The sequence below is a fragment of the Arthrobacter sp. Edens01 genome, assembly GCF_001307035.1.
Taxonomy (GTDB): domain Bacteria; phylum Actinomycetota; class Actinomycetes; order Actinomycetales; family Micrococcaceae; genus Arthrobacter_B.
The window spans coordinates 1-26,171 of record NZ_LKIU01000005.1 but is presented as its reverse complement, the minus strand read 5'-3'; the positions used below and the strand labels follow the sequence as shown (position 1 = coordinate 26,171).

22 protein-coding genes are annotated in these 26,171 nt (G+C 65.9%); 13 read left to right on the top strand and 9 right to left on the bottom strand.

Annotated elements, in window-relative coordinates:
• Positions 1-134 precede the first annotated feature (134 nt).
• The 5 genes from AO716_RS06370 to AO716_RS06350 are packed head-to-tail and all read left to right on the top strand — an operon-like array spanning position 135 to position 6,228.
• Entirely contained in the window at positions 135-1,850 is a 1,716-nt protein-coding gene (locus tag AO716_RS06370) for an amidohydrolase (protein WP_235472018.1), read from the top strand.
• Positions 1,847-3,286, top strand: a complete 1,440-nt coding sequence (locus tag AO716_RS06365; protein WP_200907601.1) for an NAD(P)/FAD-dependent oxidoreductase — start codon at positions 1,847-1,849, stop codon at positions 3,284-3,286. Before AO716_RS06370 ends, AO716_RS06365 begins: the two co-directional genes overlap by 4 nt.
• A complete protein-coding gene (locus AO716_RS06360) occupies positions 3,283-3,651 on the top strand; it encodes a cupin domain-containing protein (protein WP_055240138.1) in 369 nt (122 codons plus the stop codon). The genes AO716_RS06365 and AO716_RS06360 overlap by 4 nt, the downstream gene beginning before the upstream one ends.
• A 57-nt stretch (positions 3,652-3,708) precedes the next feature.
• Positions 3,709-5,202 carry a gamma-aminobutyraldehyde dehydrogenase gene (locus AO716_RS06355; protein ID WP_055240137.1) on the top strand — a complete coding sequence of 498 codons (1,494 nt, stop codon included), beginning with the start codon at positions 3,709-3,711 and terminating at the stop codon, positions 5,200-5,202.
• A gap of 45 nt (positions 5,203-5,247) precedes the next feature.
• On the top strand, positions 5,248-6,228 hold the full coding sequence (locus AO716_RS06350) for a nitrilase-related carbon-nitrogen hydrolase (RefSeq protein ID WP_055240136.1): 981 nt from the start codon (positions 5,248-5,250) through the stop codon (positions 6,226-6,228).
• On the opposite strand, the gene AO716_RS06345 is transcribed toward AO716_RS06350, so the two are convergent.
• The 3 genes from AO716_RS06345 to AO716_RS06335 all read right to left on the bottom strand — a co-directional run bounded on the left by AO716_RS06345 (position 6,225) and on the right by AO716_RS06335 (position 9,764).
• Positions 6,225-7,187: an L-lactate dehydrogenase gene (locus tag AO716_RS06345; protein ID WP_055240135.1), complete on the bottom strand. Its 963-nt coding sequence runs from the start codon at positions 7,185-7,187 to the stop codon at positions 6,225-6,227. The two genes, AO716_RS06350 and AO716_RS06345, sit on opposite strands and share 4 nt — an antisense overlap.
• An 89-nt stretch (positions 7,188-7,276) precedes the next feature.
• Positions 7,277-7,963: a GntR family transcriptional regulator gene (locus AO716_RS06340; protein ID WP_235472017.1), complete on the bottom strand. Its 687-nt coding sequence runs from the start codon at positions 7,961-7,963 to the stop codon at positions 7,277-7,279.
• Positions 7,947-9,764: a gamma-glutamyltransferase family protein gene (locus AO716_RS06335; RefSeq protein WP_055240134.1), complete on the bottom strand. Its 1,818-nt coding sequence runs from the start codon at positions 9,762-9,764 to the stop codon at positions 7,947-7,949. Before AO716_RS06335 ends, AO716_RS06340 begins: the two co-directional genes overlap by 17 nt.
• Positions 9,765-9,884: 120 nt before the next feature.
• Here AO716_RS06335 and AO716_RS06330 point away from each other — a divergent pair, with 120 nt between their 5' ends.
• The 3 genes from AO716_RS06330 (at position 9,885) to AO716_RS06320 (ending at position 13,076) form a co-directional block, all read left to right on the top strand.
• Entirely contained in the window at positions 9,885-10,580 is a 696-nt protein-coding gene (locus AO716_RS06330; RefSeq protein WP_055240133.1) for a YoaK family protein, read from the top strand.
• A 109-nt stretch (positions 10,581-10,689) separates the two neighbouring features.
• A complete protein-coding gene (locus AO716_RS06325; protein WP_055240132.1) occupies positions 10,690-11,229 on the top strand; it encodes a GNAT family N-acetyltransferase in 540 nt (179 codons plus the stop codon).
• Positions 11,230-11,339: 110 nt separating this feature from the next.
• Positions 11,340-13,076: an L-lactate permease gene (locus AO716_RS06320; protein WP_055240131.1), complete on the top strand. Its 1,737-nt coding sequence runs from the start codon at positions 11,340-11,342 to the stop codon at positions 13,074-13,076.
• Between the two features lie 108 nt (positions 13,077-13,184).
• Here the strand turns inward: AO716_RS06320 and AO716_RS06315 are convergent, their stop codons facing one another.
• Positions 13,185-13,994 carry an aldolase/citrate lyase family protein gene (locus AO716_RS06315; RefSeq protein WP_200907600.1) on the bottom strand — a complete coding sequence of 270 codons (810 nt, stop codon included), beginning with the start codon at positions 13,992-13,994 and terminating at the stop codon, positions 13,185-13,187.
• Positions 13,979-14,764, bottom strand: a complete 786-nt coding sequence (gene hpaH / locus AO716_RS06310; RefSeq protein ID WP_055240130.1) for a 2-oxo-hept-4-ene-1,7-dioate hydratase — start codon at positions 14,762-14,764, stop codon at positions 13,979-13,981. The genes AO716_RS06315 and hpaH overlap by 16 nt, the downstream gene beginning before the upstream one ends.
• A gap of 126 nt (positions 14,765-14,890) precedes the next feature.
• On the opposite strand from hpaH, the gene AO716_RS06305 reads away from it, so the two are divergent.
• From AO716_RS06305 to AO716_RS06295, 3 genes are all read left to right on the top strand, one after another.
• Positions 14,891-15,991, top strand: coding sequence for an alpha/beta hydrolase (locus AO716_RS06305; RefSeq protein ID WP_152969891.1), 1,101 nt, complete (start codon positions 14,891-14,893; stop codon positions 15,989-15,991).
• A gap of 22 nt (positions 15,992-16,013) precedes the next feature.
• Entirely contained in the window at positions 16,014-17,477 is a 1,464-nt protein-coding gene (locus tag AO716_RS06300; RefSeq protein ID WP_055240128.1) for a DUF5129 domain-containing protein, read from the top strand.
• Positions 17,478-17,600: 123 nt separating this feature from the next.
• A complete protein-coding gene (locus AO716_RS06295) occupies positions 17,601-18,449 on the top strand; it encodes a methylenetetrahydrofolate reductase (protein WP_154578639.1) in 849 nt (282 codons plus the stop codon).
• A 93-nt stretch (positions 18,450-18,542) separates the two neighbouring features.
• Here the strand turns inward: AO716_RS06295 and AO716_RS06290 are convergent, their stop codons facing one another.
• Positions 18,543-19,526, bottom strand: a complete 984-nt coding sequence (locus AO716_RS06290) for an ABC transporter substrate-binding protein (protein WP_055240127.1) — start codon at positions 19,524-19,526, stop codon at positions 18,543-18,545.
• A gap of 195 nt (positions 19,527-19,721) precedes the next feature.
• Between AO716_RS06290 and ligM the strand changes: the two genes are divergently transcribed.
• Complete coding sequence (ligM, locus tag AO716_RS06285; RefSeq protein WP_055240126.1) at positions 19,722-21,131, top strand: vanillate/3-O-methylgallate O-demethylase; 1,410 nt, start codon at positions 19,722-19,724, stop codon at positions 21,129-21,131.
• A gap of 96 nt (positions 21,132-21,227) precedes the next feature.
• On the opposite strand, the gene AO716_RS06280 is transcribed toward ligM, so the two are convergent.
• From AO716_RS06280 to AO716_RS06270, 3 genes are read right to left on the bottom strand one after another with little or no spacing between them, the layout of a single operon-like run.
• On the bottom strand, positions 21,228-21,866 hold the full coding sequence (locus AO716_RS06280; protein ID WP_055240125.1) for a LutC/YkgG family protein: 639 nt from the start codon (positions 21,864-21,866) through the stop codon (positions 21,228-21,230).
• Positions 21,863-23,380, bottom strand: a complete 1,518-nt coding sequence (locus AO716_RS06275) for a LutB/LldF family L-lactate oxidation iron-sulfur protein (protein ID WP_055240124.1) — start codon at positions 23,378-23,380, stop codon at positions 21,863-21,865. Before AO716_RS06275 ends, AO716_RS06280 begins: the two co-directional genes overlap by 4 nt.
• The gene (locus AO716_RS06270; protein WP_055240123.1) at positions 23,377-24,177 is read right to left on the bottom strand and encodes a (Fe-S)-binding protein; all 801 of its coding nucleotides are present in this window, start codon (positions 24,175-24,177) and stop codon (positions 23,377-23,379) included. The genes AO716_RS06275 and AO716_RS06270 overlap by 4 nt, the downstream gene beginning before the upstream one ends.
• 192 nt (positions 24,178-24,369) lie before the next feature.
• Between AO716_RS06270 and AO716_RS06265 the strand changes: the two genes are divergently transcribed.
• Positions 24,370-26,100, top strand: a complete 1,731-nt coding sequence (locus AO716_RS06265; protein ID WP_055240122.1) for an L-lactate permease — start codon at positions 24,370-24,372, stop codon at positions 26,098-26,100.
• Positions 26,101-26,171 lie beyond the last annotated feature (71 nt).

Here is a 26,171-nt window from a genome sequence, read left to right as displayed (position 1 = left end):
CCGTTGACAACCCCGCTGGCCTCCCGTTTTATAAGAACTGTCTTGACCGATGAATGGCATTCATTTACTGCTGTCCGGTCCGGAATAGCGCTGGGCTAGACCGAAAAGACCCGAAGTGGAATAACGAGGTTTTTGTGCCACAAATCGAGTGGATTCTCCATTCCGGAACGGTCTTCGACGGCCACCGGCTGATTCCGGGAGCCAGCGCCGTGGCGGTCTCCGGCGGCGTCATCTCAGCCGTCGGAACCGATGAAGACCTGCGGGTGCTGGCCGGCCCCTCAACGCAGACCATTGATCTGGCCGGACGGCTGGTCTCCCCCGGTTTCACCGATGCACACATCCATGCCGCCTACGCAGGTGTGGAACGGCTTGGGTGCGACCTGGCCGAACTCAGCGGCGCCGAAGCCTGCCTGCAGCACATTGCCGCCTACGCCCAACTCCCGCCTGCACCCGGAAACGACGCCGGGTGGGTCACCGGCGGCGGCTGGTATAAAGGCGATTTCCCCGGCGGTTACCCCGACCGGCGGCTGCTTGACGGCGTCGTTTCCCACCGGCCGGTTTACCTGATCAACCGTGACCACCACAGCGCCTGGGTCAACACACGCGCGCTTGAACTGGCTGGCATCGATGCCTCAACTCCGGACCCCGCCGACGGCCGGATTGAACGGGACCCGGACGGGTTCCCCACCGGCACCCTGCATGAAGGCGCCATGGACCTCGTTGCCCGGGTGCTGCCTCCCGTCACGGAGGAAATGCTTACCGCCGGAATCCTCCATGCCCAGGAGCACCTCTTCTCCGTTGGCGTCACCGGCTGGCAGGAAGCCATCCTTGGCAGCTACGGCGGCTACCCCGATGCTTCCGCCGCGTACCGTTCAGCGGCCGAAGCCGGCACACTCAAGGGCCGCGCCACCGGCGCACTCTGGGTTCCGCGGGACACGACTGTGGAAACCGTCCCGGACCTGGTCCAGGAGTTTGTGGAGCGCCGCGCAGCAAACGCCGCAGCCGGTTTCAGCACCACCAGCGCCAAGATCATGGTGGACGGGGTCCCCGAGAACTACACCGCCGCCATGCTTGACCCGTACCTGCGCCCCTGTTCCTGTGCAGAGCCCACGCCGGCCGAGGAGCGCGGCCTGCTTTACCTCTCCCCCGAGGTACTGGCTGCCGTATCCACGGCCCTGGACGCTGCGGGCTTTGACCTGCACATGCACGTGATCGGTGACCGGGCGGTTCGTACCGGACTCGACGCCGTGGCTGCAGCCCGTGCAGCGAACCCCGGTTCCGCCGGACGGCACCATATGGCCCACCTCCAGATCATCCATCCGCAGGACATCGCGCGGTTCGCTGAGCTGGACGTCACCGTCAACGCCCAGGCTCTCTGGGCCTGCAACGATGACCAGATGCAGGAACTGACCGTGCCGCTGCTCGGCGGTGAGCGGGCAGGCTGGCAGTACCCGTTCGCGGACCTGCAGGCCGCCGGCGCCCGGCTGGCCATGGGATCCGACTGGCCGGTCTCCACGCCGGACCCCTGGCAGGCCATCCATGTGGCGGTCAACCGGGCACATCCGGATTATCCGGATGCCGCGCCGCTGCTTCCCGGGCAGTCGCTTGCCCTGGGCAGTGCACTGGCGGCCTACACCTCGGGATCGGCCTGGCTGAACCGTGCCGCGGGAGGCACTTTGACTCCCGGCGCCCCGGCTGACCTCGTGGTGCACTCAGTCAACCCCTTCGACCTTCCCCCGGCTGCCCTGTCCACCGTGCAGAGCGACGTTGTCATGGTCGCCGGAGAACCCGTTTATGCCCGTTCCAGCGCCGGCTCCGGTGCAGCAGTACTCCCGAGGACCACCACATGATGACCGTTTACGACCTCGCTGAATCCCAGTTCAGCCGTCCCCGCGCTGCCAAGGCCCTGGCCGGCGCCGCCCGCACGGCCTACTGGCTGGATGATCCGGAACGCCCGGAGGCCCTCCCTGCCCTGGCCGGGAACACTTCCGCGGACCTCGCCGTCGTGGGCGGCGGCTACACCGGGCTGTGGACGGCGCTGATGGCGAAGGAACGTGATCCCGGCCGCCGGGTGGTGCTGCTGGAAGGCTCCCGCATTGCCTGGGCTGCTTCGGGCCGCAACGGTGGTTTCTGCGAAGCTTCCCTGACCCACGGTGAAGCCAACGGACTCAAACACCTGCCCGGAGAGGCTGCGCAGCTGGACCGGCTGGGCCGTGAAAACCTGCGCGAAATCGCCGAGACCGTCCAGCGGTACGGCATTGACTGCGGCTTTGAACTCACCGGGAGCCTCTCCGTCGCCACGGAACAGCACCAGGTCGACTGGCTGGCTGAGGAAGCGGACGAGTCGAACCCCGACCTCGTTTTCCTCGACCGTGACGCCGTGCGGAAGGAAGTTGATTCCCCGCTCTACCTCGCCGGCCTGTGGGACCGGACCAGCACTGCCATGCTCAACCCTGCCCGCCTCGCATGGGGCCTGCAGCGCGCCGCACTGGCGGCCGGCGTCGAAATCTATGAGAACACGCCCGTGCGCGGCCTCGAAAACGCCGGCCGGACCGTGCAGCTGAAGACCGACGGCGGTACGGTCACCGCTGAGCGCGTGGCGCTGGCAACGAATGTGTTCCCGTCCCTGCTCAAGCGCACCCGGCTGCACACCGTGCCGGTCTACGACTACGCACTCATGACTGAGCCCCTTACGCCCGGGCAGCTGGCCGCCATTGGCTGGCACAACCGCCAGGGACTCAGCGACCTGAACAACCGGTTCCACTACTACCGGCTCACCACGGACCGTGACGGCGCGTCCCGCATCCTTTTCGGCGGCTATGACGCGGTGTACAACTTCGGACGGACCATGAAGCCGGAGTATGAACACCGGCAGGCCACGTACGAGCGGCTGGCCGCACATTTCGCTGCCACCTTCCCCCAGCTCGCCGACATGCGCTTCAGCCATGCGTGGGGCGGAGCGATCGACACCTGCAGCAGGTTCTTCGCGTTCTTCAGCACCGCCTACGGCAACAAGGTGGCCTACTCCGCAGGCTACACGGGCCTGGGGGTCGGAGCCACACGCTTCGGCGCCAACGTCATGCTGGACCTGCTCTCGGGTGAGAAGACAGAACGGACGGAACTCCAGATGGTCAAAAGCAAACCCCTGCCCTTCCCGCCGGAGCCCGTCGCCTGGCTGGGAGTCAAGATCACAACCGCAGCCATGGTCCGTTCGGACCGCAGGCAGGGCCGCCGCGGGCCCTGGCTCAAGGCAATGGACGCCGTGGGAATGGGATTCGACTCATGAGCACCACAACGCAGCTTCCCGCCGGAACCGCCGTCCACCCGGACAGCCTGGAACTTGTACACGAAACCGTTCCTGCCGAAGCCGTGGCCTCCGGCTCCCCCACCACCGGGCTGTATCCGCTGGGGAGTTTCGCCGGCGTGGACCTGGGCGTCTGGGAAATGACCGAAGGCGGGATGTACGACACCGAGGCCGACGAAGTCTTCCTGGTGCTCTCCGGCTCAGCAACCGTGGATTTCCTTGCCCGGGACGGTTCCGTTGAAAGCACGGCTGAACTCGTCCCCCACACCCTGATGCGTCTGGCCGCCGGGACCCGTACCCGCTGGACCGTCACCAGACCGCTCCGGAAGGTGTACCTGACCGCCTAGCAGCACGCCCGCCGGACCACCCCGAACCGTCTTCCCCTCACTTTCACGGAGTTTGAAATGCACCAGTTTTCCGAAGGACACCTCTTCATCAACGGCAGTTACCGGCAGGGCCGCGGCGATGAAGCCAAGCGGATCAACCCCGCCACCGGCGACGTTGCCGAGACCCTGCGCTACGCGGACGCCTCCGATGTGGACGACGCCGTTGCCGCGGCCAAGGCGGCCTTCACCGGCTGGTCCAGGCGCACGCCCGGCGAGCGTGCCGAAGCCCTCCTGGCACTGGCAGCGGAACTGGACAAGCGCTCGGACCTGCTGGCTGAGCTGGAAACCGCCCAGACCGGAAAGTCCATCCGGATGTCCACCCAGTTCGACGTACCCGGCACCGTGGACAACGTCTCCTTCTTCGCGGGGGCCGCGCGCCAGCTCCACGGCCTCGCCGCCGGCGAATACGGTGCCGGCGGAACTTCGATGATCCGCCGCGAACCGATCGGCGTCATTGGCTCCATTTCCCCCTGGAACTACCCCTTGCAGATGGCCGGCTGGAAGATCCTCCCCGCAGTAGCCGCCGGCAACACGATTGTGCTCAAGCCCAGCGAGCTCACCCCGGCCACCTCGCTCGTTTTCGCTGAGGCTGCTGCAGCAGCGGGCATTCCGGACGGCGTCATCAACATCGTCACCGGTTCCGGACCGGTGGCAGGCGAGGCCCTGGTGACCCACCGGGACGTTGCCATGACCTCCTTCACCGGTTCCACCGCCGTCGGACGCCGGATCATGGCCATGGCCGCACAGACCGCCAAGCGTGTGCACCTGGAGCTTGGCGGCAAGGCACCGTTCCTCGTATTCGACGACGCCGACCTCGAGGCAGCCGCCCACGGCGCCGTCGCAGGCTCGATCATCAACGGCGGGCAGGACTGCACCGCCGCCACCCGCGCATACATCCAGGCTCCCCTGTTCGAATCGTTCACCGAGCGGGTCGCGGAGCTCATGGACGCCGTCGTCGTTGGGGATCCCACTGACCCGGACACCGACCTGGGGTCGCTGATCAGCCATGCCCACCGGGACAAGGTTGCCGGATTCGTGAACCGGGCGCGCGAATCAGGTGCCCGGATCCTGGCCGGCGGCGAAGCCCCCGGCGGAGACCTGGCCGCAGGCGCGTACTACCGCCCGACGCTGGTCACCGGAGCTGCGCAGGACTCCGAGATTGTGCAGGACGAGATTTTCGGCCCGGTCCTTACTGCCCTGCCGTTCGGATCCGACGACGAAGGCCTTGCCCTGGCCAACGACACCCCGTACGGCCTGGCTGCTTCAGCCTGGACCCGGGACCTGAACCGCTCGCTGCGTGCAAGCGAAGAGATCGCTGCCGGATGCGTGTGGGTGAACGACCACATTCCGATCGTTTCCGAGATGCCGCACGGCGGCTACAAGGCATCCGGCTTCGGCAAGGACATGTCCGTGTACTCCTTCGAGGAATACACCAACGTCAAGCACGTAATGATGAGCCGCGACGCTGCCGCCCACAAGGAATGGCAGGACACGGTGTTCAAGGAGCGCTGACCCTCCCCAAGCCAGCGCAAAGGCCCCTCTTCCTGGAGGTTTCAAATGATAGAAATCACCCGTACCGGTGCGCTGCGCTCACCGGCCGCTGCCCGGGCGAGCACCCGTGAGACCCTGCGTGTGGGGGTGGTCCAGCACCGCTGGCAGCCGGACCCGGAGGCACTGAAGGCAGAACTCAATGACGGAATAGCCCGTGCCGCAGACCAGGGAGCCGCCGCCGTCTTCCTGCCCGAGCTCACGCTTTCCCGCTACCCGGCTGACACCCTGCCGGACGGCCCGGCGGCGGCGCTGGCGGAAGACCTCACCGGCGGCCCGACCTTCGCTTTTGCAGCGGAGGCCGCCCGCCGGCACGAGGTCTGTGTCCACGCTTCCCTGTACGAACGCGACGACGCGCCGGACGGGCTGGGGCTGAACACCGCGATCCTGGTTTCGCCGGAGGGAGAGCTGCTGGGCCGGACACGCAAGCTGCACATTCCCGGCACCGAGGGGTACCACGAAAAGCAGTACTTCCGCCCCGGGCCGGATTCGGGCGACGCGTACCAGGTTCACGCGGTGGCAGAGCTCGACGGCGCCAAACTTGGCCTGCCGACCTGCTGGGACCAGTGGTTCCCCGAAGTTGCCCGCGTCTATTCCCTGGGCGGGGCCGAGGTGCTGGTCTACCCTACGGCGATCGGGTCTGAACCGGATTTCCCGGACTTCGACACACAGCCGCTGTGGCAGAAGGTCATCGTGGGCAACGCGATCGCCAACGGCTTGTTTATGGTGGTGCCCAACCGCTGGGGCAATGAGGGAAACCTGACGTTCTACGGATCGTCCTTCATCTGCGACCCGTACGGCAGGATCCTGGTCCAGGCGCCCCGGGACGAATCGGCGGTCCTGGTGGCTGACCTGGATCTGGACCAGCGCTCTCACTGGCTGGAACTTTTTCCGTTCCTGCAGACCCGCCGCCCGGAAACCTACGGGGCGCTCACCCACGCTTCAGAACCGGCAGAGCATCCGCTGCAGATGGCCCGCGACCGGGTCTAGATTCCCAGGGCTGCCAGGTTTTGCTTCAGGGTGTCCGCCGAGTCCTGCAGCAGCTGGGTCTCCCGTTCGTCCAGCGGCATTTCCAGCATCTTGTAGACGCCGCCGGATCCAACAATCGACGGCAGTGACAGCGCGACGCCGGAGATCCCATGGACGCCGCGGAGCATCGCCGAGACGGGCAGCACCGCGTTCTCTGCCTGGAAAACTGCCTCCACGATCCGGGTACCGGCCAGGCCGATGGCGTAGTTGGTGGCGCCCTTTCCCTCAATGACCTTGTAGGCGGCGTTGACGACGTCGTCCGTGATGGAATCGAGCACCTCATCGGTGAAGACCTGGCGCCCGCTGATGGTCCATTCCCGAATCGGAACCGGGCCGATCGTTGCACTGGACCAGACCGGGAATTCGCTGTCCCCGTGCTCTCCGATAATCGTTGCGTGGACGCTGGTCATCAGGACATGTGCTGTCCGTGCGACCAACAGGCGCAGCCGGGAAGTGTCCAGCACGGTCCCGGAGGAGAAAATGCGGTTGGGCGGAAGTCCGGTGATCTTCTGCGCCGCCACGGTCAGGATGTCGCAGGGGTTGGTCACCAGGATGTAGACGGCCTCCGGTGCCTGCTCCATCAAAGCAGGCATCAGCGTTTCCATGATCCGCACGTTTGCCGCTGCCAGGTCCAGCCGGCTCTGGCCGGGTTTCTGCCGTGCGCCGGCGGTCACCACGATCACGTCTGCCCCGGCGAGGGCTTCCATCCGGCCGCCCCCGGTCACTGTGTTGGCACCGGTGAACTGCGTGCCGTGGGAGAGGTCCAGTGCCTCAGCCTCAGCCCGGGTTCCGTCAATGTCATAGATGACTATTTCCCTGGCGGCCTCGCGGATCAGGGACGCGTAGGCCATCGCCGTGCCCACGCTGCCCGCCCCTACGATCCCTAGCCTGGTAACCGGCCTGGTGGTGATGTTGACCATGACTTAAAGCCCCGCTCACAGTAGGAGGATCCCCCTACAGGCACTATAGGACCAGCCCCGGCGGCGGCGGAACGGTTGCAGGCGCCGGATCAGCTTCCTTCCGCGAAACGGCTGAGCCAGGACTGCCGGGACCGCTGGATATGGTCCCGCATCAGCTGCTCCGCCCCGCGCGCATCTCCGGCGTCGACGGCAGCCAGGATGGGGCGGTGCTCGCTCCAGGAGTCCCGGCCGCGGAAACCGACGTCGGAGGCGTAGAGCCATTCAATCTTGCCGGCGAGCTGGGCCAGCAGCGCCTGGAGGGACACACTGCCGGCCAGCTCCGCGATCCCGCGGTGGAAAGCCAGGTTCAGTTCAGGGAGCTCGGCCAGCCTCCCGTCCGCAGCGGCCGAGTCACCGGCCGCAAGGATTTCTCCAAGACGCCGGCGGGTTTCCCACCAGGCCGGGTCCGGGGTGCCGGAGGCTGCCTGCCGGGCGGACCGCTCGGCAGCGCGCCGCGCCGTCGCACCTTCCACTGTCTCCCGGACGGCGAACAGGTCTCCCGCTTCATCCGGGTCCAGCCGGGCCACCCTGGACCCGGCGTAGGGCCGTGACTCAACGAAGCCCTCGACTGCCAGGGCACGGAGCGCCTCCCGCACCGGAACCCGCGAGGAACCGTACCGTGCCGCGAGCGCGGCTTCGGTAATCTTGGCCCCGGGCACCAGTTCACCGCGGATGATGTCCCGGCGGATGCGGTCGCTTATGGCCGGTTCCGGCGCAGGATCAACGGCCGGCGGCATAACCCTGTGCCCCGCGGGGGTTCGCCGCTGCCATCAGTACGCCGGTCTGCGGATCGCGCACGACGGCGGAAAGGCGGCCCAGTGCCCAGTCCCCTGCCCGCGTCACCGCATGGCCGCGGTCAGCCAGGGCCTCAATGACTTCGGTACCAAGCCGGTCTTCCACTACAGCCCCGCCGGGAGTCCAGGTGCGAGGCCAGAAGGACCCAGGAAGTGACGTGGTGTGGAAGGCCGGGGCGTCGATGGCCTGCTGCGGGGTGTAGCCGCCCACGATTGTTCGCAGCAGGTACAGCAGCTGCCACTGGTCCTGCTGGTCTCCGCCGGGCGAACCGAGGGCGGCGACGGGATTGCCGTCCTTCAGGACCAGCGTGGGAGTCAGCGTGGTGCGGGGCCGCCTGCCGGGCTGCAGGGTGGACGGCGCTCCGTCTTCCAGCCAGGTCATCTGCAGGCGGGTGCCCAGGCAGAAACCGAGTTCCGGAATGGTCGGGGAGGACTGAAGCCAGCCGCCTGACGGGGTCACGGAGACCATGTTGCCCCAGCGGTCCACCACGTCTACATGGCAGGTATCCCCGCGGGTTTCTCCGGTGGGTGAAACCGTCGGTTCGCCCGTCCCGTCACCCAGCCCGGCGGCGTCGTTCCCCGCCAGCGCCGGCGGCACGTATTCGGTGCGCAGCGGCGGCACGAAGGGCGTGTGGCCGGGAACGTCCCCGGGCCGGAATTCGTGGGAGGCAAGCGGCGTGATCTGTTCGCGGCGCCTGGCGGCGTATTCCTCGCTGAGCAGGTACTCCAGCGGCACATGGCTGTCCCCGTAGTAGGCCTCCCGGTCCGCGATTGCCAGTTTCTGCGCTTCGAGAATGGTGTGGACACCCAGCTCCGTCGAGGGATCGAGGTACTCATCGGGGAAGCCGTCGAGGATGGCCAGTGTCTGAAGCAGGGCAGGGCCCTGGCCCCAGGGGCCTGTCTTCGCAATGGTGTAGCCGCGGAATTCGAAGGTGACGGCCGGTTCATAGCCTGCTTCGGAACCGGCAAAGTCCGACGCCGTAATGACCCCGGCGTGGTCGGTTCCGGACGAGTGCCGGTGCGGGATTCCGGCGAAGTCCGCTGCCGCCTGAGCGACGAAGCCCGTGCTCCATTCGCGGCGGGCTGCGTCGATGCGTTCTTCACGGGTGGCGCCCTCCCCGCCTGCAGCGGCGAGGCGCTGCAGCACCGCGGCGTAGGCGGGATTGGTGACGAGTTCCCCTTCGGCCGGCGGACGGCCTTCGGGCATCCACAATGCTGCGGAAGTCGGCCAGTGCTCCCGGAAGAGTTCCGCGACCTGTCCGACGGTCCGGCCAACCTGGGCCAGGACCGGATGCCCGTCACGGGCATACCCCTCGGCATAGGCCAGCACATCGGCCAGTTCCCAGGTGCCGTGGTCACGAAGCAGCAGCAGCCAGGCATCGACGGCGGCCGGAACGGCAGCAGCCAGCGCACCCGACCCGGGTACCAGTTCCAGTCCCTCGGAAAGGAAGTGTTCCCTGGTGGCAGCTTTCGGCGCTGCACCCTGTCCCATCAGCACCACCGGTTCTGCCGGGTTCTCCGCGGTGGCAAAAACACCGGTCAGGTCTCCACCCGGTCCGTTGAGGTGGGGTTCCACGACGTGCAGGACGAAGCCTGCTGCTGCCGCGGCGTCGAACGCGTTTCCACCGCGTTCCAGCACCGACTGCGCCGCAGCAGTAGCCAGCCAGTGGGTGGAGGCGCTCATTCCGAACGTTCCCTGGAGGGTGGGCCTGGTGGTAAACGTGCCGGGAGCAGTGAAGGACATGGCTTCGCTTTCGTTGGATGTGGTGGCGATGCGACGCGTATGAACTCAAATTGAATACAAAACCCACGTCTCAGTCTATTTCGTATACATTAGGCGGGATTGCCGAGGAAAGGGAAGCCGATGAAACGCCTCAATTCCGTGCCCACCGACCGGGTGCATCTGTGGTTGATGCTGGCGCTGACTTTCTCCACCGGGGTGATCGACGCCGTTGGCTACCTGGGCCTGGACAACGTCTTTACCGGGAACATGACCGGCAACGTAGTGCTGCTGGGCATGGCCTTCGCCGGCGGGGCTGACCTGCCGGTGCTCCGTCCAGCCCTGGCGCTGCTGTTCTTTATGCTCGGCGCGGCCCTGGCCGGCCGCATGCTGCGCCGGGGGCCGGAAGGGTGGTCCGGGCGGGTATCGGCGGCGCTGATGGTGGTGGCGTCCGGGATCACTGCCCTTGCCGTCTTCACCGCCGTGGTGGACGTGCAGGCGGACGAGGTCCTGGGCAGCATCACCACCTCTTCCATGGCCACGCTGATGGGCATCCAGGCCGCTACCGCCAAACGGCTGAAGGTTGCCGAGGTCACCACCGTTGTTGTCACCTCCACCATCACCGGGCTGGCAGCTGATTCGCGGCTGGCGGGCGGGGACGGGAAGTTCTGGGCCCGCCGGGCACTGGCGATCGCCCTGATCCTGGCCGGGGCCGTTGCCGGTGCTGCCGCCCTGAACGTAGGTCTCTGGCTGGGGCTGGCGGTCTCCGCCCTGATTTCCACGTCGGTGGCCGTGTTCGGGTACGTCCGCCACCACCGCGAGCGCCGCGCCCTGGCCTAACGGCCGAGAGGGCAGAAACGGCTCGAATGGGGCGCCAAAAGAGCCGTTTCTGCCCTCTCGGGTAAAGAGCAGCGGGGCAGAGGGACCGCCGGGCGCTACAGTAGTGGCCATGCTGGAGCAGAACGCCGGGGACTGGTCTCCCGTGCGCACGCAGCGGCTGCTGCTGTGCAGACCGGAAGCGCGGGATGAGGCCGCGGCAGTCGACCTGCACACAGACCCGCGGACCAACGTGCACCACCCCGTGCCGTCCAGCGTCACCCGGGCGTCATCCGCCCGGACCTTCCACGAAATCCGGCAGCACTGGTACCGGCACGGCTTCGGGGTCTGGGCCGTATTCGACCCGGACGACCGGGGGACGCTGATCGGTTTCACGGGTGTCTCCCACCGCGTGATCCGGGGCCGGCCCGCACTGAACCTGTACTACCGCTATTCCCCCGCAGTGTGGGGCCAGGGCCTGGCCACTGAAGGCGCACTTGAAGCAGTCCGGCTGGCCGAAGAGCTGCTTCCCGGACTCCCCGTGGTGGCGTACACCTCCGTGGACAACATTGGCTCCCAGCGCACAGCCCTGGCCGCAGGCCTTGAACGCCGGGAAGACCTTGATGTGGACCGCGGGGCGTATCTGGACCTCTATCTCGCCAAGGGCTGGTAGGGCTCCTACTCTGGAGTCAGCGCCTTTTCCGTTCTTCCCGACGCCAGTCTCCGGCCCGCAGCGCCGCACTTGGCAGCGCCGGCCCCGGCAGCAGCGGCACGGAGGTCCTTATGGAGAGCTTCACCCCGGCCACTGACGCAGTGGGATCATCCATCACACTGTCGGCGCTGCTGGCGCTGGTTCCGCTGGTGGTCTTCTTTGTCCTGCTTGCCTTCGTCAAGACGAAGGCGTACGTCGCCGGGGCGTGGGCGCTGCTCGCTGCGCTGGTAGTCGCCGTCGCCGGTTTTGGCATGCCCGTGGGGCTTGCCGTCCTCTCGGCCACGCAGGGAGCGGCGTTTGGCCTGTTCCCGGTGGTGTGGATCATCGTCATGGCCGTCTGGCTGTACCAGGTCACCGTGCGCAGCGGACGGTTTGAGGACCTTCGCCGGGTCTTTGACGCTGTGGGCGGCGGGGACCTGCGGGTTCAGGCCATCCTGGTCGCCTTCTGCTTCGGCGGTTTGCTGGAGGCACTTGCCGGATTCGGCGCACCGGTGGCCATCACCGTGACCATGCTCCTGGCGCTGGGCATAGCCCCCGTCCGCGCCGCCACGGCCGTGCTGATCGCCAACACGGCACCGGTCGCCTTTGGCGCACTGGCCATTCCAATTACGACGGCGGCAAACCTCACCAGTTACACCGGGGACGAGATCGGGGCCGTCGTCGGACGCCAGACACCGCTGCTCGCCTTCATCATTCCCCTGGTGCTGCTCTTTATCCTCGACGGGCGCCGCGGGCTGCGGGACTGCTGGCCGGTGGCGCTCTTCACCGGAATCGTCTTCTCTGTGTTCCAGTTCCTGTGCTCAAACTTTTTCTCCTACGAGCTCACGGACATTGTCGCGTCCCTGGTGGCGCTCGCGGCCGCCGTCGGATTCCTCCGCGTCTGGCATCCCCGCGGCGGTAAGGCGGCGGCGGAGCGGATGCAGGGCGAGCTGGCAGCGGCGAAGGCAGAAGGGTGGACGTCAGCCGGCGGCGGAAACACCCCGGTGGGAAGCGCAGCGACGGACACGGCGACTGACCGCCTGACCCCCTCCCGGGCCTGGATGGCACTCTTTCCCTATGTCCTGGTAATCGTGATCTTCGGCTTCGTGAACCTTTGGACGCTGGGAGTAAACGTGCCCGAAGCGCTGGCCAGGACCACCATCAGGATTCCCTGGCCGTGGCTGCACGACGCGCTGCTTGACGCAGACGGCGAGCGCGTTTCTTCCACGGTTTACAACTTCGAATGGCTGGTCACCCCGGGAACCCTGCTGCTGATCAGCGGCCTGATCGTCGCGGTCGTGTATTCCCGTTTCAACGACCATGGCCGGTATCCGCTCAGTGTAGGCGGGGCCCTGCAGGAAATCTGGCTGACTGCCAGACGGATGACGTCTGCGGCACTGACCATCCTGGCCGTGCTGGCCCTGGCCTATGTCATGAACTTTTCCGGGCAGACCATCTCGATCGGCACCTGGCTGGCAGGCACCGGAGCGTTCTTCGCGTTCCTCTCCCCCGTGCTTGGCTGGATCGGTACCGCGGTAACGGGTTCCGATACCTCGGCCAACGCATTGTTCGCCCGCCTGCAGGAGACGGCCGGCGCGGCCGCCGGACTGGATCCCAAACTCATGGTCGCCGCGAATACCGGAGGCGGAGTGATGGGCAAGCTCATTTCCCCGCAGAACCTGGCCATCGCTGCCGCAGCGGTGAACATGAGCGGCCGCGAATCCGTGCTGCTGCGCAAGGTCTTCGGCTGGAGCGTGGCGCTGCTGCTGGCGCTGTGCGTGATCGTCTTCCTGCAGTCCACGCCGGTGCTGGGCTGGATGCTTCCCTAGGCTTCCTTCGGCGGTTTCGTCTCCAGCCATGCGCCGAGAGGACACTTGCGGCTGCTTTCAGAGCTGAAACGAGCCGCGACTGTCCTCTCGGCGGTATGACCGGTACAGCTAGTAGCTCGCGGGCGTGTCCCCGGTCCCCTCAGGAAGATACTTGGCCGCGAGCGCCTCAGAGGCGCGGGCAAGCATGGCGACGTCGGCGCCCACGGCAATGTAGTCCGCTCCGGCGTCGAGGTAGCGGCGGGCCGTCGCCTCGACGAACGCGTTTACGCCCACCGGCACACCGAGCTCCCTGGCGGTCCGGATACAGTGCTCGACGGCGGAAGTTACCTCCGGATGGTCCTGCTGCCCAAGGTGGCCCATGGAAGCTGCCAGGTCCGACGGTCCAATGAAGATGCCGTCCACGCCGTCGGTGCCGGCGATCTGTGCCACGTTGGCCACTGCTTCTGCGGATTCGACCTGCACCAGCAACGTGATGGTTTCCTCAGCGCGGTTCAGGTACCCCTCAATCCGGTTCCAGCGTGAACCGCGGGCCAGTGCACTGCCCACGCCGCGCACACCGCGGGGCGGATACCTGACGGCAGCGACGGCCTGCGCGGCCTGCTCTGCGTTGTCCACCATGGGGACAATCAGGTTCTGGACCCCGAGGTCCAGGTACTGCTTGATCATCACGGTGTCATTGGCAGGCACCCGGACCACCGGGTGGATTGGGTACCCGGCCACAACCTGCAGCTGGGTACTGATGGATTCAAGGGAGTTGATGCTGTGTTCGCCGTCGATCAGCAGCCAGTCAAAGCCTGAACCGGCGCAGATTTCGGCTACGAGCGGGTTTCCGGTGCAGGCCCACATTCCCACCTGGGCCCGTTTTCCGCCGCCGAGGACGGTCTTGAAGTCTGCCGCGGGTTCTACTCGAAACGGCATGTCACTGATCCCAGCTGTCCGTAGTCTGCATGGACGGTATCACCCTTGTGTACCCACATGGGACGGGTGAAGGAACCGGCCAGGATGATTTCCCCGGCGCCGAGGCTGGCACCGTGGGCGGCGATCTTGTTCGCCAGCCAGTAGACGCCTGCGGCGGGATGATTCAGCACGCCTGCGGCCACGCCGGTCTCCTCGATGGTCTGGTTCTTGTAGAGCAGCGCGGAGATCCACCGGAGGTCGACGTCGTCCACCTTGACCGGGCGCCCGCCCACCACCATCGCGCCCATCGCGGCATTGTCCGCGATGGTGTCCACAATCGTGCGGCCTTCCATCTCAATCCGGGAATCAAGAATCTCAAGGGCCGGAACCACGTACTCGGTGGCGTCGAGGACATCGAAAATGGTGCAGTTCGGTCCGGAGAGCGGCTTGCCAAGCACAAAGGCGAGCTCAACTTCGATCCGCGGATGCGTGTAGGCATCCCACTGAACAGTGCAGCCGTTTTCGAGGACCATGTTGTCGAAAATGACGCCGTAATCCGGTTCGGTGATCCCGGTGGCAGCCTGCATGGCCTTGGAGGTCAGACCGATTTTCCGGCCCGCCAGCTTCCGCCCGTGCTCCTGCATGCGCCGGCTCCACAGTTCCTGAACGGCGTAGGAGTCCTCCACCGTCATCTCCGGATACCGCGCGGTCAGCCGGGGCACGGGCGTGCGGCTGGCACCGGCGGCCACCAGCTCGTCGGCGATCTTCTCTATGGTCTGTTTCTCGAGCACGCTAACTGCACCACTTTCGGGGGAGGCACTGGGTCCGATCCATACGGTTGAAATGGATTGTATATGATCCTCGACACATTCCCGTCGAATACGAACCGCCCCGCAGCACTGCATTAAGCTGGGGCTGTGCCGAACTTCCGTGCCAGCAGACTGCGCCCCGCTCCGGCGGCAGCGGTGGCAGCAACATTGACCGCTGCAGCCGCCGGGACTGTCCTGGCGGTGACCCCGTGGCCGGCTGCCCTCCTGATCCGAGGCGTTTTCCACCGGGGCGCGCGGCAGCTCATCGACCAGATGAAGCCATGGTCCCCCCAGGTGCCTGAGCACCGGAACATCAAATACCAGGCCGACGGCGGTGCCCGGCGCCTGGACATCTATCTGCCTCCCGGGCACACGGCAGAAACTCCCGCACCGGTCGTTTTCTGGGTTCACGGAGGCGCCTGGATTTCCGGCTCACGGCGGGACGTAGCCCCCTATCTGCGGATGCTGGCCGCCCGGGGATTCGCCGCCGTCGGCGTTGACTATTCAGTGGCGCCGGGCAGCATCTATCCGCGGGCACTGCAGGAATTGAATCAGGCCCTGCAGTACCTCCGGGACAACGCCGGGGACTACGGACTGGATATGGACCGTGTGGTCCTTGCCGGAGACTCCGCCGGAGCACAGCTCGCAGCGCAGCTGGCGGCAGCGGTGTCCTCCCCCGGGTACGCGTCAGAGCTCGGGATCTCCCCCGGACTGTCCGGACCGCAGCTGCGCGGCGCACTGCTGCACTGCGGTGTTTACGACCTGGAGGCCATGGGAAAGCTCACCGGCATCCTGGGCTGGGGCTTCCGCACGGCACTGTGGGCCTACATCGGAAAACGCCGGTTCAGCGAAACTCCCGCTGCGGAGCAAATGTCCGTGATTTCCCATGCCACAGCCGCATTTCCGCCGGCATTCATCAGCGGCGGCAACGGTGACGGGCTCACCGCCGCGCAGTCAGTGCCCTTCGCGGACCGGCTGGAGAGCCTTGGCGTCGCGGTCACCCGCAGCTTCTGGCCGCAGGACCTCTCCCCCGCGCTGCCGCACGAAGCCCAGTTCCAGTTCTCCAGGCCGGAAGCACGCGCCGTGCTCGATGAAACAGCAGACTTCCTGAATACCGTGCTGCATGTCCGCCCGCCCAGTGCCACTGCAGAGAGTCCTGCAGGCAGCGCCACCGACTACGTCCAACCAGCCGAGCGGCCTACCGCCTAGCCAACCTCCCGGGGGAACTTCCATGCGCAGAATCCTGCTGATCATCCTCACCGCGCTGCTGGCGCTTGCCGTGCCGGCGGCTCCGGCCTTCGCCGTCGAGCCGGTGGACATCATCGTGGAGGACACCGCCGGTGTCCTGGACCAGAACACGCTGCTGCCGGCCCTGGAGCAGATCCAGTTCCGCGACCCGACGACCGTTGCGATCTACACCTACCGCGGTGACCCGAACGCCGACTACCAGGACGGCGACACCGTTACGAACGAGGAGACCCTCCGGTTTGCCCGCGAAGAACATCCGGAATGGATCAGCGCTGACGGCCAGAAATGGGCGGACGGACTTTTCATCTTCACGCTCGACCCGGACGGGCGCTGGATCGGCACCTACTTCGGCGAGGACCGCAAGGTGGACAGCGACCAGGCACAGGACATCCGGGACGAGGCTGCGGAGCTCTTCCGGGATGCCCAGTGGACGGACGGCACGATCGCGGCTGTGCAGGAGGCAGCCAAGCTGATCAACCGGCCCTGGTACCTCAACCCGGCAACGTGGATCGCGGGCGGCGCCCTGCTGCTGGCAGCTGCAGGAACCTGGCTGACTATCGTGACAGTGCGGCGCAACCGGCTGAAGACCAACCGTGAGCTGATCGCCAAAGCCGAGAAGTCCTATGCCAATGTCAGCATGGACTTGGAAGCCACCGAGCTGAACGCCAACACGATTCCCGCCGACTCGCGCTACGGCGCCAAGGTGCTGGAAGAACACCGCACCTTCAGAACCCGCTACAACACGGCTACCGAGCTGGGAAACACCGTGCGCGCCTTCAGCGACAAGGACCTCAAGCGGGGCAAGACGCGCAAACCGGTGGAGGAATTCGCCGAACTCGCCACGTCCCTGGACGGTATCGATGACGTCATAGCGGACACCAATACCCTGCTGAACATGGGTCCCGGCTGGCAGGCGGCCTGGGACCGGCAGGCGCAGCCGCTGCTGGGTGAGCTGGAGAAGCTGGAGGACCTTTTCGAGCAGGACCATACCGGGAACACGGCCACCGCCGCAGCGCTGCTCGCTTTCCGCACCGAGTGCCGCCGGCGCCTGCAGTCCGCCGCGGCGGACCTCGCAGACGGTTCCCTGCCGCCCGAAGCCGCACTGGACATCATCCGGGATTCCGGCAGCGAACTCGCCGGACTGCTCAAGAACCACTCGGAGACGGTTATTGAAAAGGCCGCGAAGGACAGCTCCGAGAAGAAGCTGATGCGTGAAGCACTGGAAGCAGAACGCAGCCGTCCCCGGCGCTACCGGGACGGATACCGCCCCGGCATCCTGGACACCGCCTATCCCAACTACTTCTGGTCGGTTGCTTCCTTCAACGCCGGCGTCCAGGCAGGCAACGGGAAGATCGAATCGGCACGGAGCACGGCGTCCGGGTCATCCTCCGGCTACGGCGCCAGCGGCGGCAGCTTCAGCGGTTCAGGAAGCTCTTCGCGTTTCTAGCGTCGTGGAGGGCCCGGGGCGCCGCCGGCGGACCGGTTCGTGGCCTTCCCCCGAGGCGTGGCGTCCTTACGGGACGGACACCGGCCGTGGACACCGCACAGCCCGCTGGCTAGGGTGTTCGGCATGAACCCCGTGGACCCCACCGCTGCCCTGCTGGATGACTTCTCCCTGGAAATGACAGGCAAGGATGTGCCTGCCCTTCGGGAAGCGCAGGACGCACTGCCTTCCGGTACGCGCGTCAACGTGACCTTCCTGGGCAACGAGGACCTGCCCATGCGACTGGCCGCCGCCGCGGCCGTGAAGGCGGCCGGCCACGTCCCGGTTCCGCATATTTCAGCCCGGCGGCTTGGCTCGGCCGCTGAACTCGAGAAGTTCCTCGGCGCACTGGCGGAGGCCGGTGCCGTGGAGAACGTCTTTGCGGTCGCCGGCGACCCGGCCGAACCGATGGGCCCCTACGCCGATTCGCTGGCCGTGATTGCCTCCGGCCTGCCCGCTGCACACGGAGCCAGGCACATCAGCATTTCCGGCTACCCGGAAGGGCACCCGGACATCGACAACCAGACGCTGTGGTCTGCACTGGAGCAAAAGCTGGCAGCCATCCGGGACCAGGGGCTGGATGCATCGATCATCACCCAGTTCGGCTTCGATACCGCGCCGGTGCTGGCGTGGCTGGAGGAACTGCGCAGCCGCGGCATCGACGCCCCGGTGCGGATCGGGGTGCCCGGGCCGGCCGGCGTCAAACGCCTGCTGGGCTACGCCCGGCGGTTCGGCGTCGGGACCTCCGCCTCCATCGCCCACAAATACGGCTTCTCCCTGACCAACCTGCTGGGCACCGCGGGCCCGGACCGTTTCCTGACCGAACTGGCAGCTGAACATGATCCGGGCCGGCACGGGGTGGTCAAGCTGCATTTCTACACGTTCGGCGGCCTGCGGCCCACGGCGGAATGGGTGCGAAGCTTCCGCGGCTATTAAACAGATCCGCTCCGCTTTGTAACCTCCGCTCCGCCGCGTGGCGGAGCGGAAAGCACAAAGCGGAGCGAACCCGAAGTTACGTAAGACCGGGTGCTAGTCCTGGGGCAGCAGCTCGTCCATGTTGGGCAGCTCCTCAACCAGTCCGCGGTCCTGGGAAATCCGGGCAACCTCTTCGACCGAAGCCCGGTTCACCGAGGTGGCATACCGGGGCAGGGTCAGCTGCTCGATGACCTCGGGCTGGAGTGAGGTGTAGGTGGGCAGAACGGCCCGCACCTTGTCCGGATTCTGCTCTGCGAATTCCTGCGAAGCGTTCATTGCCCGGACGAATTTCTCCACGATCTCAGGGTTCTCCTGCACGTACTGGTCGGACGTGAAGTAGACGGCCACGGTCAGGTCATCCACCGGCTCCGCGTAGTTGGAGAAAACCGGCACCGCGCCGTCGGCCGCGGCAATAGTGACAAAGGGCTCGACGGCGGCAACCGCGTCCACGGTCCCCGCGGCCAGCTGCCCGGAGAGTTCGGGGAACGGGATCTCCACGAACTCGATGCTCTCGTAATCGCCGCCCGCCTGCTTCACCGCCTCCGAGATGGTGGAGTCGGAGATGTTGTTCAGGGTATTCACGCCGACCTTTTTGCCGGCCAGGTCCGTGATGGTCTCAATACCGGAATCAGGCAGCGTCATCACGGAAGCGAAGTCAGCGTCGGTATCCCCCGTGGAGCTGCCGCCCGGTGCAACCATCTGCACCGGAAGGCCCTTGGACCGGCCCACAATCATCGAAGTGATGTTGGAGAAACCGAAGTCCATCTGCCCTGAGGTCACGGCCGGAACAATTGCCGCTCCGCCCTGGGCCAGCGTCAGCGTGACGTCCAGGCCCTCATCCTCGAACAGTCCTTCCTGGACACCAAGGTAAATCGGAGCAACGTCAACGATGGGAATGACACCGACCTCGATTGACGTCAGCCCTTCTGCCGCCGCGCCTGACGCCGCTGTCTCCTCACCGTCTGAGAGTGAGCCCGAACCGCAGGCCGTCAGGCCAAGCAGCGCCGCCGTTGCCGCTGCCGCCAGCATTTTCCTCATGGGTGTGCCTCCTTGTCTCAGGCACGGTCAAGCCGCACCAAGCATGTGATGTAGCACACACTATCTATCCTGATAGGCATTAGCCAGCACTACCTGCGGACCCGGGGAAGGGTCTCGACTTACCTATGTCCATAGATATAAAGTCGGCGGCACCGGCGCAGGCCGGATCCCGTCCCACAGAAACAGAGGTTCACCGTGGCACCAAAGAATCTGCAGGAAGTCCTCGACGCGTCCAACGGAGTTGTCGATCTGCTCCGGAACTCACAGATCGGCGCCTACATCTATCCGGTGGTGGCTCCCGAGTTCACCAACTGGCGCAGCGAGCAGCGCGCATGGCGTGAGAGCGCCGTACTGTTCGATCAGTCCCACCACATGGACAACGTCTTCATCAAGGGCCCGGACGCCCTGAAACTCATCTCCGACACCGCCATCAATTCGGTGGCGAACTTCCCGGTCAACAAGGCCAAGCAGTACGTGCCGACGACGCCGTCCGGCCACGTAATCGGCGACGGCATCCTCTTCCACCAGGACGAGGACGAATACGTGTATGTCGGCCGTGCGCCGGCCGCCAACTGGCTGCTCTTCAACGCCGAGACCGGCGGCTATGACCTGGACATCGAAGTGGACCGCCGTTCGCCGTCGCGTCCCATGGGCAAGCCGGTCAATCGGCGCTACTGGCGTTTCCAGATCCAGGGCCCCAATGCCTGGTCCATCATCGAAAAGGTCAACGGCGGCTCACTGGAGCAGCTGAAGTTCTTCAACATGGACACGATGAACATCGGCGGAGAACGTGTGCGCACGCTGCGCCATGGCATGGCCGGTGCACCGGGGCTGGAAATCTGGGGAGACTATGCTTCCTACGACAAGGTGCGTGATGCGCTGATGGAGGCCGGCGCCGAGTTCGGCATGGCCGCCGTTGGGGCCCGCGCCTACCCCTCCAACACCTTGGAGTCCGGCTGGATTCCTTCTCCGCTTCCGGGCATTTACACGGATGAGAGGCTTCGGCCGTACCGCGAGTGGCTCGGGGCAGACAGCTATGAAGCGACCAACGCCGTCGCCGGCAGCTTTGTCTCCGAGGACATCGAAGACTACTACCTGACCCCCTGGGAACTCGGCTACGGCTCGTTCGTGAAGTTCGACCATGACTTCATTGGCCGTGAGGCACTGGAAGCAATGGACCCGGCTGCCCAGCGGCGCAAGGTGACCCTGGGCTGGAACGCCGAGGACCTTGGCACCATCCTGACGTCGCAGCTGGACACCGAGAACACCCCGTACAAGTACTTCGACCTGCCGTTGGCGAACTATGGATCCTCAAACTATGACTCGGTGATCGACGCCGACGGGAACGTGGTGGGTGTTTCAATGTTCACCGGCTACTCCGCGAATGAACGCCGCGGTTTGTCCCTGGCAACCGTCAACCCGGATGTCCCCGAAGGCAGTGAACTGCGCGTGGTGTGGGGAGAGCCCGACGGCGGCACCGCCAAGACCACGGTGGAACCGCACCGCCAGATGGAAGTCCGTGCAGTGGTCAGTCCGGTGCCGTACTCCGAGACCGTGCGCAAGGACTACCAGGGCGGCTGGCGCACCGGATACACCGGAGCCTAAGCCGCGCTGAGCCTCAAAACCATGCATCAAGGAGGCCGGTCCCCCCAACGGTCCGGCCTCCTTCGGTTTAGCTGTGCCGGTTTAGTGAAAACCCGCTCAGCTGCGAACGATGATCACGTCCAGGGTGCGAGGACCGTGTACGCCTTCGACTCGTTCGAGCTCAATATCGCTGGTGGCGCTCGGACCGCTGATCCAGGTCAGCGGCCGGGTGCCGTCCAGCCGCCGCAGTGCCTCGGGCAGGATCATGGTGATGTCCCCGGCGCGGACCACGCAGACGTGGTGGTCCGGGATGAGGGAAATGGCGCGGCGGCCCTGGCCCTCGCTCCCGTCCAGGATGATGGTCCCGGTTTCCGCCACGGACACGGCGCTGCCGGTCACGACGGCGCTGGTTGCGTCCAGGTCCGCCACGCTCAGCGGTGCCTGGCGGGAGTCGTTGCGGCGCCGGTTCGGCTTGGCGGCGTCGGCTTCGGCCAGCCACGCTTCTTCGATGCCCTGGGGCACGACGTAGCTGGATGCTTCCCGGAGCAGCTCGGCAACGCGGGGGGCTACGCCGGCTTCATCGACTACGGTGACCCCGGCCTTGTAGTCCTCCAGCCGGTCCACGAGCACTGAAATGCGCTCTTCTTCGGGGGCGTCGACACCGGTGCGGTAGTTCCGCGGCACGTCGGGAACCGCCGGAGCATCCTTCAATGCCCCGCGGAGGCGTTCCAGGATCTCTTCGCGTGCGCTGCTCATGACCGCTTCTCCCCCTGCGCTGCCGTGCCGGCTGCTGCGCTTCCTTCGTGTTCCTTGGCCCACCAGTCCCGGAAGGACTGCGCGGGAGGTGCCGGAATGTCCCGGCTCTGGGTCCAGCCGGCGGCGATGCCGGGCAGCTTGGTGATCTTGCGTTTCCGGCCGGCGGCGAGCTTGCCCAGCGGCAGGCCCTTTTCCAGCAGTCCCAGGTTGCGGCCGCGGGAGAACGCCCAGGAAGCGCCCTTCATCAGCAGGTCCATCTGGGTGGGGACCTTCCTGGTGCCGCGTTTGCTTTCGACATCCACGGAGCGCAGGTGGACCAGGATTTCGGGGATGTTGATCTTCACCGGGCAGGCGTCGTAGCAGGCACCGCAGAGCGAAGAAGCGTACGGCAGGGAGTTGTTCTCCTCGGACTTGATGCCCGTCATCATCGGGGAAAGGATCGCGCCGATCGGTCCCGGATAGGTGGAGCCGTACGCGTGGCCGCCGGTGCGTTCGTAGACCGGGCAGACGTTCATGCAGGCGCTGCAGCGGATGCAGTGGAGTGCCGAACGGCCCATCTCGTCCGCCAGGGCAGCGCTGCGGCCGTTGTCCACCAGGACCAGGTGCACGTTCTGCGGGCCGTCGCCTTCGGTAACACCGGTCCACAGCGAGGTGTAGGGGTTCATGCGCTCACCGGTGGAGGACCGCGGCAGCAGCTGCATAAAGACTTCCAGGTCCTGCCAGGTGGGCAGCAGCTTTTCGACGCCCATCACAGTGATGAGGGTTTCAGGCAGCGTCAGGCACATACGTCCGTTGCCCTCGGATTCAACGACGGCGAGGGTACCGGCGTCGGCGATTGCAAAGTTGGCACCGGAGATGGCCACCTTCGCGGAAAGGAACTTGCGGCGCAGGTGGGCGCGGGCGGCCTCGGCGAGTTTGGCAGGCTCGTTGGTGAGGTTGGGGTCGACCTCCGGCATTTCACGCAGGAAGATGTCCCGCACCTGCGTGCGGTTCTTGTGGATGGCCGGAACCAGGATGTGGCTCGGCTTGTCGTGGTCCAGCTGGACGATCAGTTCCGCGAGGTCAGTCTCATATGCGGCAATGCCCTGCTCTTCGAGGTATTCGTTCAGGCCGATTTCCTGCGTGGCCATGGACTTGACCTTCACAACCTCGTCCACGCCTTCGGCGCGGATCAGGTCGCGGACAATCTCGTTGGCTTCGTCTGCGTTGCGGGCCCAGTGGATCACGCCGCCGCGCGCGGTGAAGTTGGCTTCGAACTGCTCCAGCAGCTCAGGCAGCCGTGCCATAACGGATTCCTTGACGGCGCTGCCGGCATCCCGCAGGTCTTCCCAGTCCGGCAGTTCGCCCACTACCCGAAGCCGCTTGTCGCGGATGGTGTGGGTGGCGTGCCCAAGGTTGGCACGGAGCTGTTCGTTCTTCAGTTCCCGCCGGGCAGCGGTGGGGAAGGATTCGACGGCGTTCAGGTTGCCCTGGCCGTAGACGGGCAGCGTGGGCATTCCCAGATAGGTGCTCATCGGGCAGCCTTTCCGCTGACCAGGACGTCGCCTGTAATTGAAACCGGATTCTCCCTGGTGCTGGCCAGGATCTCGGCGAAGTGCAGCGTGGTGACGTCGCTGCCTTCGCGGGAGAGGCCGCCGCCAATGTGCAGCAGGCAGGAAGCATCGCCGCCGGAGCAGAGGGAGGCTCCGGTGGCTTTGACGTTCTCAGCCTTGTCCGCCAGCATCGCGGAGGAAACGTCCGCGTTCTTCAGCGAGAAGGTTCCGCCGAAGCCGCAGCACTGGTCGGCCTGCGGGAGCTCGGCAACTTCAATACCGCCGACGCTCTGCAGCAGGTTCAGCTGGCGGTCGCCCAGGCGCAGCAGGCGCATGCCGTGGCAGCTGGGGTGGTACGTGATCTTGTGCGGGAACCAGGAGCCAAGCTGCTCAGCGGCGTTGGTCACCCCGAGCACGTCGGTCAGCAGTTCGGAAAGCTCGTAGGTCTTGGCACCGACTGCTTCGGCCTGTGCTTCGAGTTCCTTATCCCCCGCGGAACGGGCGACCATCGGATGCTGGTGTTTCACTGACCCGACGCAGGAGCCGGAAGGTGCGACGGCGACGTCGTAGTCAGCCGGGTTGAAGGCAGCTACGTGGTTGCGGACAACCGGCACGGCTTCGGGCAGATAGCCCGAGTTGACGTGCATCTGGCCGCAGCAGGTCTGGCCGGACGGGAACACCACCTCGTGTCCCAGCCGCTCCAGGATGGTGACAGTGGCGCGTGCCGTGCGCGGATACATCGCATCCACGATGCAGGTGGCAAATAGTGCAATTCTCATCGGTGCCTCTCAGCGGGGATGCCCCGGAGCTCGTGTGGTCAGACCATACTAGGCACGTTGCTTGCAACACACCAAAGAGCCAAGGGCGGGTGGCCATGATCACACGCACCGCGCGAGTGCGCTAGAGTTCCATGGTCTGACCATTGTGGTCAGACCACCTTCCTACCAGTTCACCACTCCCGGAGGTCCCCTGTGGATCACTTCACCGCCACCACCGACCCGGTATTCGGCAGCGTTGCCGCATCCGCCATCGTGGCACTTATCCCCCTGCTCACTTTCTTCATCCTTCTGGCGTTCGTGAAGGTGAAAGCCCATGTGGCGGGCGGCCTGTCCCTGCTGGTGGCCATCGCCGTCGCCATCTGGGCCTTCAAGATGCCGGCCGGCCTGGCACTGCTCTCCGCGACCCAGGGTGCCGTCTTCGGCGCGTTCCCGGTGGTCTGGATTGTCATCATGGCCATCTGGCTCTACCAGATCACCGTAGTTAGCGGCCGCTTTGAGGACCTCCGAAGGGTCTTCGACGTGATCGGCGGCGGAGACGTCCGGATCCAGGCGATCCTCGTGGCGTTCTGCTTCGGCGGCCTTCTGGAGGCCCTGGCAGGCTTTGGCGCCCCCGTGGCGATTACCGCAACCATGCTGGTTGCCCTGGGCCTGAAGCCGATGAAGGCAGCCGCCGCCGTGCTTGTTGCCAACACGGCGCCGGTCGCGTTCGGTGCAATGGCGATTCCGATCACCACGGCAGCCAACCTCACCGGCCTCGACGCGGACCACATCGGTACCGTCGTTGGCCGGCAGGCTCCCCTGCTGGCCGTAGTTGTACCGCTGATCCTCGTCTTCATCCTTGATGGATTCCGAGGCATGAAGGAAACCTGGCCCGCCGCCGTCGTAACCGGTGTTGCCTTCGCCGGCGCACAGGTGCTGTGCTCCACCTTCTTCTCCTACGAACTGACCGACATCGTTGCAGCCCTGGCCGGACTTGGTGCCGCCGTCGTCTTCCTGCGGTTCTGGCAGCCCAAGGGCCTGGAAGGTGCCCGGGTCCGGATGGGCCTGCCCGCCATGGCCCTTGCCGGTTCCGGCAGCACCGGTTCCGCTTCCGGCTCCGCCGGCCGCCCCGCTGCCGTCCGCGACGAGAACTCGCTGACCGGCTCCCGTACCTGGCTGGCCCTGTTCCCGTACTTCCTCGTGATCATCATCTTCGGCATCGCCAAGCTCTGGAAGATCGGCGTGGACATTCCCGCGTTCCTGGCCTCCACCGACATCAAGGTGCCGTGGCCGATCCTGCACGAGCGCCTGGTTGACGCCGCCGGCGAGCCTGTTTCTTCCACGATTTACACGTTCAACTGGCTCTCCACCCCGGGCACGCTGCTGCTGATCACGGGCCTGATTGTCTCCTTCGTGTACTCCAAGTACGACGACGGCGGCCGCTACCGGATGACCGTGGGCAACGGCGTGGCCGAAATCGGCCGGACCGTCTGGAACATGCGCTGGGCAGGCCTGACCATCCTTTCGGTGCTGTCCCTGGCCTACGTCATGAACTTCTCCGGGCAGACCGTCTCGATCGGCACCTGGCTGGCTGGAACCGGCGCGTTCTTCGCCTTCCTCTCCCCCGTCCTCGGCTGGGTTGGCACCGCCGTGACCGGTTCGGACACCTCCGCCAATGCCCTCTTCGCCCGCCTGCAGCAGACCGCAGGCATTGAAGCCGGGATCGATCCAAACCTGCTGGTCGCCGCTAACACCACCGGCGGCGTCGTTGGCAAGCTCATCAGCCCGCAGAACCTGGCCATTGCCGTCACCGCCGTGAAGCTGGACGGCCAGGAATCGGTGCTCCTGCGCAAGGTTGTTGGCTGGAGCGTTGCCCTGCTGCTGGTGCTCTGCACCGTCGTCTTCCTGCAGTCCACGCCGGTCCTCGGCTGGATGCTCCCCTAGTAACCACGGTTCTGGGCTGCTTGCCTTTCAAACCGCCGCTACCGGCCGGGAACCTGCTGCCAGGGTCCCGG